This window comes from Flavobacterium sp. ALJ2, assembly GCF_015594725.1.
Taxonomy (GTDB): domain Bacteria; phylum Bacteroidota; class Bacteroidia; order Flavobacteriales; family Flavobacteriaceae; genus Flavobacterium.
In genome coordinates this window covers 138,929-155,864 of sequence record NZ_JADNRC010000006.1, presented here as the reverse complement: position 1 = coordinate 155,864, position 16,936 = coordinate 138,929, and the positions used below count along the sequence as shown (strand labels likewise).

Here is a 16,936-nt window from a genome sequence, read left to right as displayed (position 1 = left end):
ATATATTATTTAACTTGCTAGTAGGCTTTTGTAATAGCTTTCTACATCTTTCCAATTATAATAAGGAGCAATATCAGTTGTTATAGTTGGAACAAGAACTTCTTTTTCGTGCAAAAGGAATTTTACAAGTATATCATCAGATTTTGGTTTGCGAAAAAACACAATTTGTATATTACCAGCCATTGGTGCTACTTTAAAATCACTCCAGACTTCATAAAATTTATTTGTATCAGAAATACTATTATAGGTTCCTTCTAAGTGTAGCAGCATTGCTAGTGGAATTATATTACCATCATGTGCAAAACGAAGCGTTGCTCCTTTTCCTTTTGAAGCTATTACTTTATTAGCGTTCTCTAGAATATTTTTTAAAGTTGGTTTTTGATTTTCAAACATGATTCCGCTATTGATAGCTGAATTAGCATAATTTACATATAAGCGATAATTGGTACATTGCCATAAATCGAAAAGCTCTTCTTTTTCGAACAAATCATAAAAACTCAATTTTGTTTCTATATTTTGCATGCCTCCTGCTATAGCAAATAACTTTTTCATTACCGTTTCTGGATTCACTTTCTTTATAATATAATCTTCATCAGAAAATAAAGAATTTATCAAACGATCTGGATTTATATGTTTTGCTTCAAATTTTTGAAATTCCTCTTTCCATGTATCTTTTGCGGATCTAAAAGCAATTGCTTCTGGTGTATGGTAGTTTAAATATCGCTGCCATTTTATCCCTGAATTTCTAGTAATCTGTAAGCTTGGATTAAACTCTTTCATGCGCTCACAAAAAGCATCCATACTTAAAGCAACACGTACTATTGTTGTAGCACTGGCTTCTATTTGTGACTCTTTATTAAATACTTTTGGATAGAGATTATACATTCGTTCTGCAATACCCCTTTGTTCTTGTACACCTATAAGTGAAAGATCTCCACCTCTAAATTCAACCTCGCCCCAAAGTTGCTGTAGACGTTTTAGGACATCTTTACCTAAGTCAGTAAGTGCAGCATTTTTATTGCCATTTTCAAACAAATCTAATACTTCTTTATAGTCATTATCACTTATCAAATAACGAGAACCATGGCGCCCAAAATGACTTATGTAAAATGCCTCATACCCTTTTGGTACGGGTGTATAAGCTACAATGTCTTTGGCAGGATAAGCGTAGTAAACACCAGCCGTTTTTTCTGGTGTATCAAACATTTCCTGTTTGGTAGCTTGAGCTAAAACAATTGACAGATTAGCTAGTATAAAAAAGAATAATAGGCCGTTTTTTTTCATTTTAATTTAATTTTTAACAAAACAAATCTATTTTTAAGTTTGGATTTTATTTTCACAAAAAGCCCCCAAATAGCGCATAACTGTTTGAGGGTAATTTGGGATAACTTAAAGATTATCTATTTTTTATTTATTTTTATTCTTTACTAGTCATTAGCTCTTTTATGTATTTTACTGGAGCACTACCATAGCTTAAGAACTTTTCATGAAATTCTTTCAGATTGAATTTCGTTCCTTGTTCTTTTTTTAATGATTCTCTAAAATCATAAATCTCTGTATATCCTGTAAAATAAGAGCATAATTGTACTTGTGATAAGGTTGCACGTTTCCATTTTCCATCTGCTTCAGCTTGCTGTTGGAAAGCTTCTTTAGTTAATAAAGCTATAGCAGCTTCTTTTGACATATTTTTGGTATGAACACTATAATCTAATATTGTGTTACAAGTCGTTCTAAGATTCCATTTGTAATACATTAACCACATTTCATCTGAATTTTTGTATCCACTTTCCAGCATCATTCTTTCCGTATAAACAGCCCAACCTTCGATCATTGCTCCATTTCCTAAAATAGATTTTATAATACTTGGCGATTGATTGCTGTAAACTAATTGTGTGTAATGTCCAGGAATTGCTTCGTGAATATTCAGAATTTGCAAGATATAATCGTTGTATTCTCTTAGGTAGCTTTCAGCATTTTCGGCTGTCCATCCCGTCATACTTCCAACATTATAATACGTATTTGCATTTTTATCATAAGGTCCTGGAGCAGATATTGAAGCTCCTGCAACACCCGCCATGTAAGCTGGTTCTTTTCTGACTACAAGTGGTTTAGATGGATCTATATAAAGTAAATCTTTGTCTTTCACAAATGTTACAAGCTCAGGAATTTGCTTTTCAATTTCTGATTGAAATTTCTCAGGAGTAGTATGTTGTAATGATATTTCATCAATTACTTGCTTAATTAATTCTAGTTTATCAGTTGGTTTTACAGCTGTTCCATTATATTTTGTCCATAATTTATTAGCAAGAACAAACATTTTGTCATGCAATTCATTTTTATGATTAACTGCTATTTTATAAATTTCATCGGCTGTGTATCCAGACTCAATATCAAAGTTGAATTTTTTAGCATATAACTCCGAGCCTAATCTAAAAGAACGAGGTGTTTTATTGTCTAATTTTTTCAACCAATTAGCATAATCTGTAATGGCTTTTACTGAAATATTTGCTTTATTGGTAATTGCCTTTTTTTCTTCTGCAGTCAATTTACTTTTGCTTAAAGCAGCTGCTAAATCTTCTTTAAAAACGGAAGTTCCTCCTAGATTTTGATCTATTGCAAGTGCAGTGTGTTCTTTGGTTGGGTTTTTAATATTTGACTTTGCTGCTTCATAATAGGCAGGAATACCATTCATTTTTAAACTAAAATTACGCAATCTCACATCTAGAGAATCATATTTACCATTTAATATTTCTGCAAAAGCACCACAAACATTATATGATGATGGGTTCCACTCTGATGACTTTAGTTCATTTATACCAAAGAGGGTACCTTCTAGCTGATTTTTAATCATATAAAAATCAGTTTTGTTGTTATCAGAAAGCCCTTCTAATGGGTATTGTTTTAATGAATCTAATTGAGAATTAGCAAAAGCTAATTGTTTCTTTTGATTTTCTGCGTTTGGAATAACCAAAATGCTATCATATTTGTGATATCCTTGACTAGCTGCCCAATCAGGATTTAGTTTCCATAAGTCGGTAATAAATCCGTCCTTATATTTTTCAAATTTTTTATTAGCATTCTTGTCGTCACCTGATTTAGCATTTTTATTGCAGGAAACAAGTAAGGCAACAATAACAATAGGAATAAGAAGTTTTTTCATATATAATGTATTTAACTGCTAAAGATAAAAAATGATCTTTATGGCGTGCTATTTTATTTTTATTAAATAGGTTTAGCATGATTTAGAAAAAATATTTTAATCATACCAAAAATTATTTTCTCGCAAAAAGGCGAAATGATTTGTTTATAAATTACTTCGCATTGTTTCTTTTGAACCTCAGAACAAACGTTTAATAAGCTAGCAATTCCAAAAGTTCTTTCTCAAATCTACCTTTCGGCAAATACTGATCTTCTAGTGCTTTTGTAAAAGGAATTGGAGAATCTAAACTAGCAACACGTTTAACTGGCGCATCGAGATAACGGAAACAATTTTCCATTATTAATGCCGAAATATCGCTGGCAATTCCACCAAAAAGCGAATCTTCCTGATAAATTATTACACGTCCTGTTTTCTTAACCGATTCATAAATTGCTTCAGTATCCAAAGGCTGTAAAGTTCTTAAATCTAATAAATCTGCTGAAATTTCTGGATTTTTAGCAAGCGTTTCTAAAGCCCAATGTACAGCTGCTCCAAAAGTAATAATTGTAATATCATTTCCTTTTTTTAACAATACAGCTCTTCCTAATGGAATTGTATAATAATCTGTAGGTACATCTTGATAAATGCTACGATATAATTGCTTATGTTCAAAGAATAAAACAGGATTTGGATCATTAATAGATTCATTTAATAAACCTTTAGCATCATAAGGGAAAGCTGGGTAAACCACTTTTAAACCTGGTGTTTTTGTAAACCAAGCTTCATTGGTTTGTGAATGAAAAGGACCTGCCTGAGTACCACCACCACAAGGCATTCGAACTACAACATCGGCTTTTTCTAACCATCGATAATGTGATTTTGCTAATAAATTTACAATTGGATTAAATCCTGTTGAAACAAAATCTGCAAATTGCATCTCAACAATTGCTTTATAGCCATTTATAGAAAGCCCCATTCCTGTTGAAACTACAGCGCTTTCACAAATTGGTGTATTCCGCACACGATCTTTACCAAATATTTCTACGAAACCATCAGTTATTTTAAATGCTCCACCATATTCAGCAATGTCTTGCCCCATAATAACCAAATTGGTATGGAGTTGCATTGATAAATTTAAACTTGACGAAATGGCATCTATAAATCGAATGTTTTTTGTTTCCAAGTCTGGTGCAATTTCTTTATAGCTATAAGGTTTATATACATCATTTAATTCTTCTTCATAAGATGCTTCTATTTCTGGTTCTTCATTAGCAATAACAAGGCTGTCATCGATGTCCTTCTTAATTTCAGCATGTAATTCCTCATCATATTCTGTAGTTAATACTCCTATCTCAGTCAAATAGTTTTTGTAATTAGTTACAGGATCTTTTATTGCCCACATATCCATTAGATCTTGCGGAACATATTTTGTACCACTCGCCTCTTCATGTCCACGCATTCTAAATGTTTTAAACTCTAATAAAACAGGTCGAGGTTTCTCTATCATTGAGAGTTTTAATTCAGATAAAAGATTATAAACTTCCAGTATATTATTTCCATCGATAATATGGCTTTCTATACCATAACCAACTCCTTTGTCTGCTAGGTTTTTACAACGATATTGCTCGTTTGTAGGTGTCGAAAGACCATACCCATTATTCTCAATGACAAACATTACTGGCAATTCCCAAACAGCCGCAATATTTAATGCTTCATGAAAATCTCCTTCACTTGTTGCTCCTTCTCCTGTAAAAACGGCAGTTATTTTATTGTTCTTTTTTAATTTATTGGCTAGGGCAATTCCGTCAGCAACACCTAACTGAGGGCCTAGGTGCGAGATCATTCCAATAATTTTATACTCTTGTGTTCCAAAGTGAAAACTTCTATCACGTCCTTTCGTAAAACCATTGGCTTTACCTTGCCATTGCGAAAAAAGACGGTATAATGGGATATCTCTTCCTGTAAAAACACCTAAATTACGGTGCATTGGTAAGATATATTCATCAGTGTCTAAAACGGCTGTAACGCCTACGGATATTGCTTCCTGCCCTATTCCTGAAAACCATTTAGATACTTTTCCTTGGCGGATCAGGATGAGCATCTTCTCTTCTATCAATCTTGGTTTTAATAATCTCTTGTATAAATCTAAAAGCTGTTCGTTGGTCAATTTTTTTCTGTCAAAAATCATTTTTCGGTTTATTATTTAGTCAATGAATGTTGTAAAATTATAACAACTTGTTTGTATTTGGTTATATAATTATTAATTATTCGCATTTGTTGAAATAAAAATAACAAATTAGTTTTACATTTGCTCTAAGATATGGTTTCTAGCCATCTCAAGTTATCAATAAATATGTAAAGTATGCAAAACATTCCTAGTGTAGACTTACGTGATTTCCTTTCGGACAACCCGGAACGTAAACAAAAATTTGTAAATGAAATCGGAAATGCATTTGAAAACATTGGCTTCGTTGCCCTAAAAGGTCATTTTTTAGATGATCAATTAGTTGACGAACTTTATGGCGAAATTAGAAAATTTTTCGCATTGCCAATAGAATCTAAACATAATTATGAAATCCCAGGCATTGGAGGTCAGAGAGGTTATGTTTCTTTTGGTACAGAACATGCCAAAGGAAGAAAAGAGGGCGACTTAAAAGAATTCTGGCATTTTGGTCAGTACGTGAGTGAAAATTCTAAGTATGCTTCAGAATATCCAGAAAATGTAGAAGTAACTGAGTTGCCAAGATTTAATGTGGTAGGTAAACAAGCGTATCAAATGCTTGAAAAAACGGGTGTTTATGTTTTAAGAGCCCTAGCATTACATCTTGGATTAGATGAATTTTACTTTGACAAATATGCTAAAGATGGAAATTCTATCTTACGTCCTATTCACTACCCGCCAATTACATCTGAACCAAAAGATGCAATTCGTGCTGCTGCTCATGGCGATATTAATCTTATCACCTTATTAATGGGAGCACAAGGAAAAGGATTACAAGTTCAAAATCATGATGGAGAATGGATTGATGCCATTGCCGAAGATGATCAATTGGTAATTAATGTTGGGGACATGCTTTCACGTCATACCAATAACAAATTAAAATCAACTATTCACCAAGTAGTTAACCCACCAAGAGAATTATGGGGAACATCTCGTTACTCGATTCCGTTTTTTATGCATCCAGTAAGCGATATGCGTCTTGATTGTTTAGAAAATTGTATTGATGCTGAGAATCCTAAGAAATTCGAAGATATAACTGCTGGAGAATATTTATACGAACGTTTGGTAGATTTGGGTTTAATCAAAAAATAATCTTTAAATTTACCTAATTATAAAAAGACATTGAGTTTATACTTAATGTCTTTTTGCTTTATGAAATTAGATTATTATTTATATAGCTTTTATAATTTTACTCTTAATTAGTTGCGCGATGTAAAATATTGAACGCGGATGACGCGGATTTTTTAAAGTTTTCAGAATAGAGAAAAATTTCGTAATATCAGTATTTAAAAATATATTATGAGTAGCATTTTACATAGAGAATTAACAAAATCAATTTTAAAAGTTTTTTTTGATGTTTATAATGAACTGGGCTATGGGTTCCTTGAAAGAGTATATCAGAATTCTTTATTCTATGAACTTAAATTAAATGGTTTTAAAGTAGAAACACAAAAGAAAATAAAAGTTTATTATAAAGAAATTGTGGTTGGAGAATATATAGCTGACATAGTTGTAAATGATTTAGTGATATTAGAATTAAAAGCACAAGAATATTTAGTAGAAGCAAATGAATTTCAATTAATAAATTATTTAAAAGCAACGCACTGTGAAGTTGGGCTTCTTTTAAATTTTGGAAAAAAACCCGAATTCATTAGAAAAGTATATCAAAACAATCGAAAATAAAGAATCTGTCTCATCAGCGTCTAAAACACAAAACACGTAAAACTAGAGACCCAAAAAAATAAAATCCGCGTCATCCGCGTTCAAAAAATACAAAACACGTAAACGAGTAAACAAAAAACCGCTTCATCCGCGTTTAAAAAAACATAATATTAATGGACTTACAAGACCAACTAAAAAATCTTTTCCCAGATCACGAAGTATCTCCCGATGAAATAGTAGTTCCAGAAGATCATACGCTTTTTATCCAAAAAGAACCTATGATTTGTAAATATGAAAAACGAAAAGGGAAAGCCACAACAATTATTGAAGGTTACGAAGGAACTGATGAAGATTTTAAAATCCTAGCCAAAGAAATTAAAACCAAATTAAGTGTTGGCGGAACTTTTAAAGATGATTCTATTATTATACAAGGTGATTACCGCGATAAAATAATGGAAATACTAAAAGCAAAAGGATTTAAAGTAAAACGTGTGGGCGGCTAGTTTTCAGTTTCAGTGATCAGTCTTGATGAAACAGTTTTTAGTTTGAAAATTTAAGCCCTAATTTTTTCTTTTTGAACCTTGCGTTTATAAAGATATAGTATGGAACCTTTCGCCTTTTGCGGTTAAATCAAAAAGAAGACGCATCCACGCCCCCCTTTGAACCTAAATACAAATAAAAAGACGTACTCCGGTTCGCCTTTACAGAACCTTAAAAATATAAACAATGATACAATCATCAGAATTAATACTAAATCCAGACGGAAGCGTCTATCATTTAAATCTTCGTCCAGAACATATTGCAAATGATATTATTTTTGTAGGCGATCAAAATCGTGTTGAAAAAATAACGCAGTTTTTTGACAGTATCGAGTTTTCTACTCAAAAAAGAGAATTTAAAACTCAAACTGGAATCTATAAAGGAAAAAGAATTACAGTAATGTCTACTGGAATTGGTCCAGACAATATAGATATTGTTGTCAATGAATTAGATGCTTTGGTAAATATTGATTTAGAAACTCGTATACCAAAAGAAAACTTAACTTCATTAAATATTATCCGAATCGGAACTTCAGGTTCACTACAAGCCGATATTCCTGTAGATAGCTTTGTAATGTCAACATTTGGTCTAGGGCTTGATAATATGCTTCGCTCTTATTTAATTGATGAAGTTTCAAATGCTGCTATCGAAGAAGCTTTTATAAATCATACCGATTGGGATATTCGTAAGGGAAAACCGTATGTAATTGCATGTTCTGAGAAATTAGAAAAACTTATTGAGAGTGATAAAATACATAAAGGAATTACAGCAACTGCAGGTGGTTTTTATGGTCCACAAGGTCGCGTTTTGCGTTTAAATATTCAAGATGAGGAGTTAAATGCTAAAATGGATAATTTTGCTTTTAATGACAATCGAATTACAAACTTAGAAATGGAAACGGCAGCTATTTACGGACTTTCGGCACTATTAGGACATAATGCTTTATCTTTAAATGCTATCATTGCTAATCGTGCTTCGGGAACTTTTAGCGAAGATCCTTATAAGGCTGTTGATGAATTGATTAAATACACTTTAAACAAATTAACGACTAACTAATATGCAAATTGCAATCTACAAGTTTGAAAAATTGCTTCATGAAAATTCAGAATATTTAAAATTTTTAGACAAAGAAACTTTAGAGAATAAACCTCCTGAAAAATGGTCAAAAAAATAAATTTTAGGACATCTTGTAGATTCATCTATACATAATTTAGTTCGTTTTACAGAGATAAATTATCTGCCAAAGCCGTATCATCACAGATCATACAATCAGAATAATTTGGTTAGCATTAACCAATATCAAACTATGGATACGGGAGAGTTAATACAGCTTTGGCACTCGATAAATAAGCAAATTATTAGATTGTTTAAATCTGTTGATGAAAAAGCATTAGATTATCAAATCTTATTAAGCGATGGTTCAATCATTAATCTGGATTTTTTAATGAAAGATTATGTTGAGCATTTAGAACACCATATTAATCAAATAAAAAAATAGCATGACACTAAGAGTATCACGCCATACGAATGATTTGGAAAAATTAGTAAATTTCTATATCAATATTTTGGGATTAGAAAGACTAGGTGGTTTTGAAAATCATAACAATTATGATGGCGCTTTTATTGGAAAACCTGATTTAGGCTGGCATTTTGAATTTACAAAGTCAAATGGCAAAGCCAATCATATTTCAGATGAAGAGGATGTTATAGTGCTATATCCTGAAACAATTTTAGAATATAATAGATTAGTAATTAATATTCTAAATAATGGCATATCATTTATAACGGCAAAAAATCCATATTGGAATTTGGATGGAAACGGAAAAATGTTTCTTGATCCAGATGGTTTCCGTATTATTATTTCACCATTAAAAGCAGAATAAATTTTCTAAAATCTAACAAATCTAACAAGTCTAAAATCTAATTACAAAGAAGTCTAAAAATGAAAACTATAAAAATAGCTGGTGTTCCGGAACATTTTAATTTACCATGGCATTTATGCATTGAAAATGGAGAATTTGAAGCTGAAGGAATCGATTTGCAATGGACCGATGTTCCTGAAGGAACGGGAAAAATGTGTCAAATGCTTCGAGATGGTGAAACCGATATCGCTGTAATATTGACCGAAGGAATTGTAAAAGATATTGTTGCTGGAAATCCAAGTAAAATTGTGCAGGTATATGTGCAATCACCTTTAATTTGGGGAATTCATGTTGCTGCAAAATCCGATTATAAAACCATCGGTGATTTAGAAAATAAAAAAGTGGCTATTTCGCGTCTAGGCTCAGGTTCTCAATTAATGGCCTATGTAAATGCGAACAATCAGGGTTGGAAAACGGATAATCTAAAATTTGAAATTGTAAATACTATTGATGGTGCTGTCGAAGCTTTGACTAATAAAACGGCTGATTATTTTATGTGGGAGCGTTTTATGACAAAACCATTGGTTGACAAAGGAATTTTCAGACGTATTACTGATTGCCCTACTCCATGGCCATCATTTGTAATTGCTGTACGCGATGAAATATTAAAAAATGATCCGAAAATAATTGCTTCCATTCTTGAAATTATTAATGTTACTACCGAAGATTTCAAGTCTATACCTAGCATTGACAGGACTTTATCGGAGTTATTTGAACAAAAGGTTGAAGATATTCAGGAGTGGTTAAAATTGACTCAATGGTCACAAAAACCATTGAATGAAAAAACATTTAATAAAATTCAAAATCAGTTATTTGAACTGGGTATTATTGATAAAAAAAGTACTTTTGTAGAAACAGTAAAATCTCTTTAAAATTTGCTTTTTGAGCATTATGATAAAAAATAGAAAAATTGACTTAAATAAACTTAAAAGTAGCCTTCAGGTAAAATCACCTTGGAACGAGGTTATTATTATGCTATTGAGTTTTTTAATAACACTTCCTACTTTTATCATAATGCATCAAAATTTGATAGATTTAAATTGGCCATTTAATTTTGATAGGGTTTTACTTTTTATTTTTGTTCTCGTTGGACTATATTTTCTTTTAATGAAATTAAAAACGATCATTATAATCTGTATCATTTTATATTTCTTAGTTTTATTTTATGGAACAGCTTTAGGAAATTATGGCTTTAGCGAAGTTGCTGAAGATTATAATGCCATTATCTACACCATGTCTGACAATCCCTATCCACAGGATATAATTGTTGCTAAATTGCTTCCGTTTCCCAATAAATCAAAAATCATTAATGCAATTGAATATCAAAATCCTAAAGTGAGGAATTTTGCAATAATGGCAACAACTAAGCATTTTAAAAATATTAAAGGATATTCAGATTATAGAACCATAATACAATGTTTTGCAGTCTTTAAAGAAATTAATAGTCGATGGAATTATGTAAATGATCCCAAAGAAGGTGATTATATAGCTACTGCAAGTGAATCATTAATGTATTTTTCAGGTGATTGCGATGATCATTCTATTTTAATGGCAGCTGCAATACGTTCTATTGGTGGTACTCCAAGGCTTATTCATACCAAAGGCCATATTTACCCAGAAATATTGATCGGATCTTTACTTGATTTAGAAAAAGTAAACTATCTCGTTAAAAATGTCTTATTTGTAAAAGAAAGCCATAATAAAACTCTTCATTATCACATTGATGAGCGTGGCCAAGTATGGTTAAACCTTGATTATACTGCAAAATATCCTGGAGGACCATTCATGTCTGAAGAAATTCTAGGAGCGCTTACTCTTAGATAAATCTAAAAGAATTTAATATTCTAATTTTTTGGAGCAATTTCCAGCTCTCCACTATATCTTTTCTTTGCTAAAAAACAAAGAAAAGGATGCCGTTTCTATCTGGGCTATAAATAAAAAAGCTTAATAAAAGGACTTATTCATGCAGTTACAAAAGTTAAAAGAACCTTGCAAAATACAGATATTATGTTTAAAAAATTATAGTTATAGAGAACAAATTTCAACTATTTAAAAGCTTAATTCTATTTCAGATCCGACTTTTTATTCGTTAATTTTTTGTAAGATTTAATAAAACTTTTTTTCAAATACTAAGTAAAAACAAATAAATATAATCTATTAATAACTAGAATCTTTAATCGTATAATCTGAAGCTTTACTATTTATTTTTATCTTATTTTTTTGTAACTTTCATGCTTAACTTTAAATCAAAAGAACCATGAAAAAAACTAAACTATTTATCTTTGCATTTGCCTTATTGTCATTAGTAGTAATTTCGTGTCAAAAAGAAAGAAACAAACTTATTAACTCTTGGAAAGTAACCAATGTGGAACCCAAAAACACACTTTCAGATTCATTAAAAAAAGTAATTCTATCAAAAGGAAACCTTACGTTTACTAAAGATGGTAAAGTAGTTGGATTTCTTGATGTTGACTTAAATGGAACCTATGCTCTAAACAAAGGAGGCAAAAGTCTAATTATTAAAGATGAAACAGGCACTCCCTACCCTTTTACAAGTAGTATAGATAAGGAACAATTAGTGTTAGATGGAGCAGATATGACGCTCACTCTTAATAAAAACTAAAGCTTTTAAGCAAAGTTGTCTCAAAAGGACAACTTTGCTTTTGTAATACAACTTTTTAAATCATAGCTTTTGTTGTTCTTCTGTTTTTTCTTTGTTGTTCATATTCTTTAATTTTTGGTTGCCTAAATTGTATTTAAATGATACGCCCACGCTTTGCGTGTCTCCGTAATCATCAAAATAATTGTATTGATTTGTATAATTTGTAGTAACACGTACTTTTTGTCCTTTCATAGATATTCGAAAAAAGTATAACTACTTGTCCATTATTATTGAAAACCTTCTTATAAATACCCATTGAAAGGCTTGAAGAGACTGTTACGGAAAAGTTCCTTACATAGAAGATGGATAATAAGCAGTTAAAAACAAAGCACCCTACCCTCCTATTTTTAGGCTACTGATTCTTTCTCATTAAAAATATGTAATGAAGCTCCTTAAAAAATTAGAGAGCTTTTTCATTAAGGATATTGCAGCGTTAGCCAAAAACTAACTTATTATTAGTTATAATAATAATATATTTGCAATACAAAAATTACATTCTAATATAAGCTAAAAATAAATAGAGTTTATTTACCCTACTAATAACTTAAAAAATAAAGAAATGTCAAATCAAGAAATATTCTTTGCCAAAGGAGATAGTCCAAAAATGATAGAAGCTTTTAAAAATGCACAAGAAACATTTAAATATTTTTGGCGAGAATTGTCTTGGGAATACCGTCGAATTGTTCCTGGATTAACCGTAGCATGTGTAAAAGTTGCATTCTCTCAAGATATAGAGGGAAACAAAGATCCTATTGTTGAACATATGTGGATTAATGACATCAATTTTGATGGCGATCAAATAAAAGGCATTTTAATAAATGATCCAGATGAGTTAACAAACGTCAAGAACGGAGATGAAGTCGTAATTTCTTTAAACCAAATTAGCGATTGGTTATTTGCCATTCAAGGTAATTCACCAAAAGGGCTTGCAAAATTATTCTCATCGTCTCAACCAAGAGCTTATGGAGGATTTACGATTCAGGCAATGCGCTCTGAAATGACTAATCAGGAAAGAAAAAATCATGACAAAGCTTGGGGATTAGACTTTGGTGATTTCAACGAAGTGTTACTTGTCAATGAGCAAAAAGAAAAGCCAGAAAACCTTATAGAGCATCCTATGAGTAAAAACATGAAAGAAAAACTTCAGGAGTTCTTAGAACAAAACCCTAATGAAATTGCTTATCAGGATGAAGATGGGGTTTCTTTATTACATCGAGAAACAATTGCTGGAAATCTAACTTCAGTAGCTGTTTTACTAGAGTCTGGAGTAAATAAAGATATGAAAACGAATCAAGGTAAAACTGCATTAGATATTGCAAAACAATTAAAATGGGAACATCTTATTCCTGTGCTAAGTAACTAAATCTACTTTTATTATCAACCTTTAAATGAAGAGCAACACCATTTTTGACAAAATAGCTAAACTACCTCAAAGCTCTAGAAAAACCTTAGAGGAAAACATTAGTTTGATTAGTTACCCCAAAGGGCATATTTTATTAAAAGCAGGCAAAATCGAATCTAATATCTATTTTATAAAAAAGGGAATCGTTAGAGCCTATGTCAATCAAAATGATAGCGATATTACTTTTTGGTTTGGAAAAGAAGGAGAAACTATTCTTTCTATGAGAAGTTATGTCGAAAACCAAAAAGGATATGAAGATATTGAACTTTTGGAAGACTGTGATCTGTATGAATTAAATACTGCCAATCTGCAACGATTATTTGAAGAAGATATACATATTGCAAATTGGGGAAGAAAATTTGCAGAAAGCGAGCTCATAAAAACTGAAGAGCGATTAATATCCAGGCAGTTTAAAACAGCTTCTGAAAGATATAAAGAGCTAATAACCAATAACCCCGATTTAATTAAGAGAGTTCAATTGGGGCATATTGCCTCTTATCTTGGGATTACGCAAGTAAGTTTAAGCCGAATACGAGCCGAAATAAAATAAATTTATTTTTTATCATTTGTTAAATTTTAATTGAATCCACTAGTGGATCTTTGCTCTATTAAAATTTAAAAATATGAATTGGATTCTTTTGGTTATTGCAGGATTATTTGAAGTGGCATTTGCTTCATGCTTAGGGAAAGCGAAAGAAGCAACAGGAAATGATGTTTATTTATGGTATGGTGGATTCTTGGCATCGCTAATTATAAGTATGTTACTTCTTATCAAGAGTACACAAACATTACCTATTGGAACTGCTTATGCTGTATGGACAGGAATTGGTGCCGTTGGAACAGTTTTGGTTGGCATTTTTGTATTTAAAGATCCAACAAACTTTTGGAGACTATTCTTTATTGCTACATTGGTTGGTTCAATTATTGGTTTAAAATCGGTTTCGCATTAATGAAACTTATTGATTAAAAAATGCAGCTTAGTTTAAGTACAATTAAGTTGCATTTAAAAATGGCAATACGCTTACTGAAATTGCAACGTGTTTATATAAAAGGACATCGCTGTATTCAGTTTCCAGAAGTAAATACTACAAATAAAAAGACTAATACAATATCATTTACTTCTTTACACATTTATTACGTTTCAAAATACCTTTAAAATAGAAGAAAATCAATTTTTAAAGACCATTTGTAAGGGATAAAATTATTGTCAATACATTCTGTTTTTTTTTAGCAAAAGATTTAGATTTAAAAATCTTATATCAACTAGGTTTTAATTCAAAATAATTTCTTGATACGAATTCAAAATCGTTACAACTAAATGTTAATTTAGATTGTAATTGAATGATTATAAGTGTTTTGTAATTACTCGTACGTTATCTTGTAAAAAGTCGAACTCATTTTAATTAAAAAAATGCGTTCGACTTTTTTTTGTCGTACGTATTTCATGATTATCCAACGCACATTTGTATCAAATAACAATAACCTCAAAAAAATAGAAATCATGAAAAAATTACTCTTTATCGTTTTATTAGTATTACCTCTAATAAGTATTGCACAAAAAACTAATCTAAAAGCAATAGTTGATAGTACTGCAATCAAAATGATAGATAAGCCTTTAATAAATTCTACGTCAATAGGTATAGTTTATCAAGGACAAGAATTCATCGGTCATTATGGTGAATTAGAAAAAGGAAAATCAAACCCACCAACAAATAAAACAATTTATGAAATTGGCTCATTAGGAAAAACTCATACAGGTACATTAATTGCCAAAGCAGTTTTGGATAAAAAAATAAACCTTGATGATCCAGTACAAAAATATTTAAGCGAAGATTATCCAAATCTAACGTTCGATAACCACCCAATTTGTATAAAAGATCTAGTTACTCATACAAGTGGCTTGCCAAATATGATCCCTTTAAGCGCAAACGAAATGCTGAAAAACTTCACTAAAAAAGAAACACCAGCAGACCTCAACAATGTATTAAAAAATTACACACAAAAAGATTTTTTCAGAGACCTGCATCAAATAAAAATTGATACCATTCCAGGATACAACTTCTCTTACTCAAGCGCAGGAATAGAACTTTTGGCAGCAGTTTTAGAGAAAGTATACAACAAAAAAATTGAAATTATACTAAAAGACTATTTTGCCAAAAATGCCCAGATGAATCATACAATGATAAATTTATCACCAGAAGACCAAAAAAATCTTGCAGTAGGCTATCATTGTGCTTATAACGAAATCACTACCAAAATGACAACATTACCTTGGGGCGCAAGCGGAAACGTAAAATCTACCGTTCCCGATATGGTAAAATACATAAAATACCAGCTAAAAAATGATGCCGTAGTAGCCGAATCTCACAGTCCTTTGGTAAAAGTTAATGATCGTTTTAGTTCAGGATATTGCTGGCGCGTAACAAAAGATAAAAAACTAGGAACGCTATATATGCATCAAGGAGGGGTTCCTCGCTCTCAATGTTTTATATATATAATTCCAGAATATAATTTAGGTGTATTCATTATAACAAACCAAAGTGGCGAAAACACACCTAAAGATATGAAAGAAACCTTAAACGGAATATTTGAACAAATACAAAAAATTAAATAATTAGTTTATGTACTTTGTTTTAACATACAGAAACATAGCTTATTCACTCTTTTAAATATATTCCTGTTATGAGTATATAATCTATGTTTCTTTTTATGTATTAGGATTTAATAGTACAATCTAAAATCAAGGTGTTTACAAAGATCATAGTGTTTTTGATACAACTCTTCAACAATCTCAATTATATCATCTTCTCCCTGACATAAACTAAAGAATGCTTTATCTAGCGTGCTAGTACTTGTTATTTTTTTAAGAGCAGTTCCGTAACCTGAAATGGCACGTGCACCTGTTATATCAAGAAAGTATTGCGCTTCTTCCTCTGTTAAATCTAATATTTTTGCATTGGCAAAATGTAAAATTTTGCCTTTCATTTTACCTTCAAAAATTTCGGCTATTTCTTCTAAACTATAATAATATTCATTAAGACAAACATTATTTCCTTCACCAGGCATAACCAAATATATTATTTCATAATCTTTAAAATTATGATCATCATAAAGCAATGCATTTAAGCTATCTTCTAATCCCTCAATTGTATCACAAGTTTTATGAATACTCGAAATACCTTGATCAAAAGCTAGTTGCTCTAAGTTTTTAATAACTTCAGTAGTTTTGTTTATTTCTACATCGGCAACAGCCTCAAGGCAGAAAATAAATTTATCATAATCCATACAATTATGTTTTTTTGTAGATAATAAATATAACACAAAGGTATATTTTATTGAAGGATTTAGATATAAATAAAGAACACTTTTTAAGGAATTAGTTGTATTC

At 30.9% G+C, this 16,936-nt stretch carries 19 protein-coding genes; 14 read left to right on the top strand and 5 right to left on the bottom strand.

The window, feature by feature from the left end:
• Positions 1–9: 9 nt before the first annotated feature.
• The 3 genes from IUY40_RS08825 to IUY40_RS08815 form a co-directional block, all read right to left on the bottom strand.
• A complete protein-coding gene (locus IUY40_RS08825) occupies positions 10–1,284 on the bottom strand; it encodes a histidine-type phosphatase (RefSeq protein ID WP_195736499.1) in 1,275 nt (424 codons plus the stop codon).
• Positions 1,285–1,417: 133 nt separating this feature from the next.
• Positions 1,418–3,160: a DUF885 domain-containing protein gene (locus IUY40_RS08820; protein ID WP_195736498.1), complete on the bottom strand. Its 1,743-nt coding sequence runs from the start codon at positions 3,158–3,160 to the stop codon at positions 1,418–1,420.
• Between the two features lie 190 nt (positions 3,161–3,350).
• A complete protein-coding gene (locus tag IUY40_RS08815) occupies positions 3,351–5,327 on the bottom strand; it encodes an alpha-ketoacid dehydrogenase subunit alpha/beta (RefSeq protein ID WP_195736497.1) in 1,977 nt (658 codons plus the stop codon).
• Positions 5,328–5,501: 174 nt separating this feature from the next.
• On the opposite strand from IUY40_RS08815, the gene IUY40_RS08810 reads away from it, so the two are divergent.
• The 9 genes from IUY40_RS08810 (at position 5,502) to IUY40_RS08770 (ending at position 12,107) form a co-directional block, all read left to right on the top strand.
• Complete coding sequence (locus tag IUY40_RS08810; protein ID WP_195736496.1) at positions 5,502–6,452, top strand: isopenicillin N synthase family oxygenase; 951 nt, start codon at positions 5,502–5,504, stop codon at positions 6,450–6,452.
• 207 nt (positions 6,453–6,659) lie between these two features.
• Positions 6,660–7,043, top strand: coding sequence for a GxxExxY protein (locus IUY40_RS08805; RefSeq protein WP_195736495.1), 384 nt, complete (start codon positions 6,660–6,662; stop codon positions 7,041–7,043).
• A gap of 152 nt (positions 7,044–7,195) precedes the next feature.
• Positions 7,196–7,525 carry a translation initiation factor gene (locus IUY40_RS08800; protein ID WP_039114137.1) on the top strand — a complete coding sequence of 110 codons (330 nt, stop codon included), beginning with the start codon at positions 7,196–7,198 and terminating at the stop codon, positions 7,523–7,525.
• A gap of 223 nt (positions 7,526–7,748) precedes the next feature.
• Positions 7,749–8,618, top strand: coding sequence for a nucleoside phosphorylase (locus tag IUY40_RS08795; RefSeq protein ID WP_195736494.1), 870 nt, complete (start codon positions 7,749–7,751; stop codon positions 8,616–8,618).
• Positions 8,619–8,868: 250 nt separating this feature from the next.
• Positions 8,869–9,060 carry a hypothetical protein gene (locus IUY40_RS19455; RefSeq protein WP_229335471.1) on the top strand — a complete coding sequence of 64 codons (192 nt, stop codon included), beginning with the start codon at positions 8,869–8,871 and terminating at the stop codon, positions 9,058–9,060.
• Position 9,061: 1 nt separating this feature from the next.
• Positions 9,062–9,445, top strand: a complete 384-nt coding sequence (locus tag IUY40_RS08785; RefSeq protein ID WP_195736493.1) for a VOC family protein — start codon at positions 9,062–9,064, stop codon at positions 9,443–9,445.
• A gap of 59 nt (positions 9,446–9,504) precedes the next feature.
• Positions 9,505–10,356: a substrate-binding domain-containing protein gene (locus tag IUY40_RS08780; protein ID WP_195736492.1), complete on the top strand. Its 852-nt coding sequence runs from the start codon at positions 9,505–9,507 to the stop codon at positions 10,354–10,356.
• A 19-nt stretch (positions 10,357–10,375) separates the two neighbouring features.
• On the top strand, positions 10,376–11,308 hold the full coding sequence (locus IUY40_RS08775) for a transglutaminase (protein WP_195736613.1): 933 nt from the start codon (positions 10,376–10,378) through the stop codon (positions 11,306–11,308).
• A 433-nt stretch (positions 11,309–11,741) separates the two neighbouring features.
• A complete protein-coding gene (locus tag IUY40_RS08770) occupies positions 11,742–12,107 on the top strand; it encodes a hypothetical protein (RefSeq protein ID WP_195736491.1) in 366 nt (121 codons plus the stop codon).
• A 60-nt stretch (positions 12,108–12,167) separates the two neighbouring features.
• On the opposite strand, the gene IUY40_RS08765 is transcribed toward IUY40_RS08770, so the two are convergent.
• Positions 12,168–12,338, bottom strand: a complete 171-nt coding sequence (locus IUY40_RS08765) for a hypothetical protein (protein WP_195736490.1) — start codon at positions 12,336–12,338, stop codon at positions 12,168–12,170.
• Between the two features lie 367 nt (positions 12,339–12,705).
• On the opposite strand from IUY40_RS08765, the gene IUY40_RS08760 reads away from it, so the two are divergent.
• The 5 genes from IUY40_RS08760 (at position 12,706) to IUY40_RS08740 (ending at position 16,162) form a co-directional block, all read left to right on the top strand.
• A complete protein-coding gene (locus IUY40_RS08760) occupies positions 12,706–13,509 on the top strand; it encodes a DUF2314 domain-containing protein (protein ID WP_195736489.1) in 804 nt (267 codons plus the stop codon).
• A gap of 25 nt (positions 13,510–13,534) precedes the next feature.
• Positions 13,535–14,098: a Crp/Fnr family transcriptional regulator gene (locus IUY40_RS08755; protein ID WP_195736488.1), complete on the top strand. Its 564-nt coding sequence runs from the start codon at positions 13,535–13,537 to the stop codon at positions 14,096–14,098.
• Positions 14,099–14,171: 73 nt separating this feature from the next.
• Entirely contained in the window at positions 14,172–14,498 is a 327-nt protein-coding gene (locus IUY40_RS08750) for a multidrug efflux SMR transporter (protein ID WP_195736487.1), read from the top strand.
• Positions 14,499–14,518: 20 nt separating this feature from the next.
• Positions 14,519–14,704, top strand: coding sequence for a hypothetical protein (locus IUY40_RS08745; protein ID WP_195736486.1), 186 nt, complete (start codon positions 14,519–14,521; stop codon positions 14,702–14,704).
• 345 nt (positions 14,705–15,049) lie between these two features.
• Complete coding sequence (locus IUY40_RS08740; protein WP_195736485.1) at positions 15,050–16,162, top strand: serine hydrolase domain-containing protein; 1,113 nt, start codon at positions 15,050–15,052, stop codon at positions 16,160–16,162.
• 107 nt (positions 16,163–16,269) lie between these two features.
• On the opposite strand, the gene IUY40_RS08735 is transcribed toward IUY40_RS08740, so the two are convergent.
• Positions 16,270–16,833, bottom strand: a complete 564-nt coding sequence (locus IUY40_RS08735) for a DUF6642 family protein (protein ID WP_195736484.1) — start codon at positions 16,831–16,833, stop codon at positions 16,270–16,272.
• Positions 16,834–16,936: the final 103 nt, after the last annotated feature.

Bases quoted from the DNA above. Each gene is read 5' to 3' on its own strand.
- IUY40_RS19455 (WP_229335471.1), top strand. From the start codon at position 8,869: ATGGATACGGGAGAGTTAATACAGCTTTGGCACTCGATAAATAAGCAA.
- IUY40_RS08775 (WP_195736613.1), top strand. From the start codon at position 10,376: ATGATAAAAAATAGAAAAATTGACTTAAATAAACTTAAAAGTAGCCTT.
- IUY40_RS08740 (WP_195736485.1), top strand. From the start codon at position 15,050: ATGAAAAAATTACTCTTTATCGTTTTATTAGTATTACCTCTAATAAGT.
- IUY40_RS08820 (WP_195736498.1), bottom strand. From the start codon at position 3,160: ATGAAAAAACTTCTTATTCCTATTGTTATTGTTGCCTTACTTGTTTCC.
- IUY40_RS08800 (WP_039114137.1), top strand. From the start codon at position 7,196: ATGGACTTACAAGACCAACTAAAAAATCTTTTCCCAGATCACGAAGTA.
- IUY40_RS08780 (WP_195736492.1), top strand. From the start codon at position 9,505: ATGAAAACTATAAAAATAGCTGGTGTTCCGGAACATTTTAATTTACCA.
- IUY40_RS08785 (WP_195736493.1), top strand. From the start codon at position 9,062: ATGACACTAAGAGTATCACGCCATACGAATGATTTGGAAAAATTAGTA.
- IUY40_RS08810 (WP_195736496.1), top strand. From the start codon at position 5,502: ATGCAAAACATTCCTAGTGTAGACTTACGTGATTTCCTTTCGGACAAC.
- IUY40_RS08745 (WP_195736486.1), top strand. From the start codon at position 14,519: ATGCAGCTTAGTTTAAGTACAATTAAGTTGCATTTAAAAATGGCAATA.
- IUY40_RS08755 (WP_195736488.1), top strand. From the start codon at position 13,535: ATGAAGAGCAACACCATTTTTGACAAAATAGCTAAACTACCTCAAAGC.
- IUY40_RS08760 (WP_195736489.1), top strand. From the start codon at position 12,706: ATGTCAAATCAAGAAATATTCTTTGCCAAAGGAGATAGTCCAAAAATG.
- IUY40_RS08750 (WP_195736487.1), top strand. From the start codon at position 14,172: ATGAATTGGATTCTTTTGGTTATTGCAGGATTATTTGAAGTGGCATTT.
- IUY40_RS08815 (WP_195736497.1), bottom strand. From the start codon at position 5,327: ATGATTTTTGACAGAAAAAAATTGACCAACGAACAGCTTTTAGATTTA.
- IUY40_RS08805 (WP_195736495.1), top strand. From the start codon at position 6,660: ATGAGTAGCATTTTACATAGAGAATTAACAAAATCAATTTTAAAAGTT.
- IUY40_RS08735 (WP_195736484.1), bottom strand. From the start codon at position 16,833: ATGGATTATGATAAATTTATTTTCTGCCTTGAGGCTGTTGCCGATGTA.
- IUY40_RS08770 (WP_195736491.1), top strand. From the start codon at position 11,742: ATGAAAAAAACTAAACTATTTATCTTTGCATTTGCCTTATTGTCATTA.
- IUY40_RS08765 (WP_195736490.1), bottom strand. From the start codon at position 12,338: ATGAAAGGACAAAAAGTACGTGTTACTACAAATTATACAAATCAATAC.
- IUY40_RS08825 (WP_195736499.1), bottom strand. From the start codon at position 1,284: ATGAAAAAAAACGGCCTATTATTCTTTTTTATACTAGCTAATCTGTCA.
- IUY40_RS08795 (WP_195736494.1), top strand. From the start codon at position 7,749: ATGATACAATCATCAGAATTAATACTAAATCCAGACGGAAGCGTCTAT.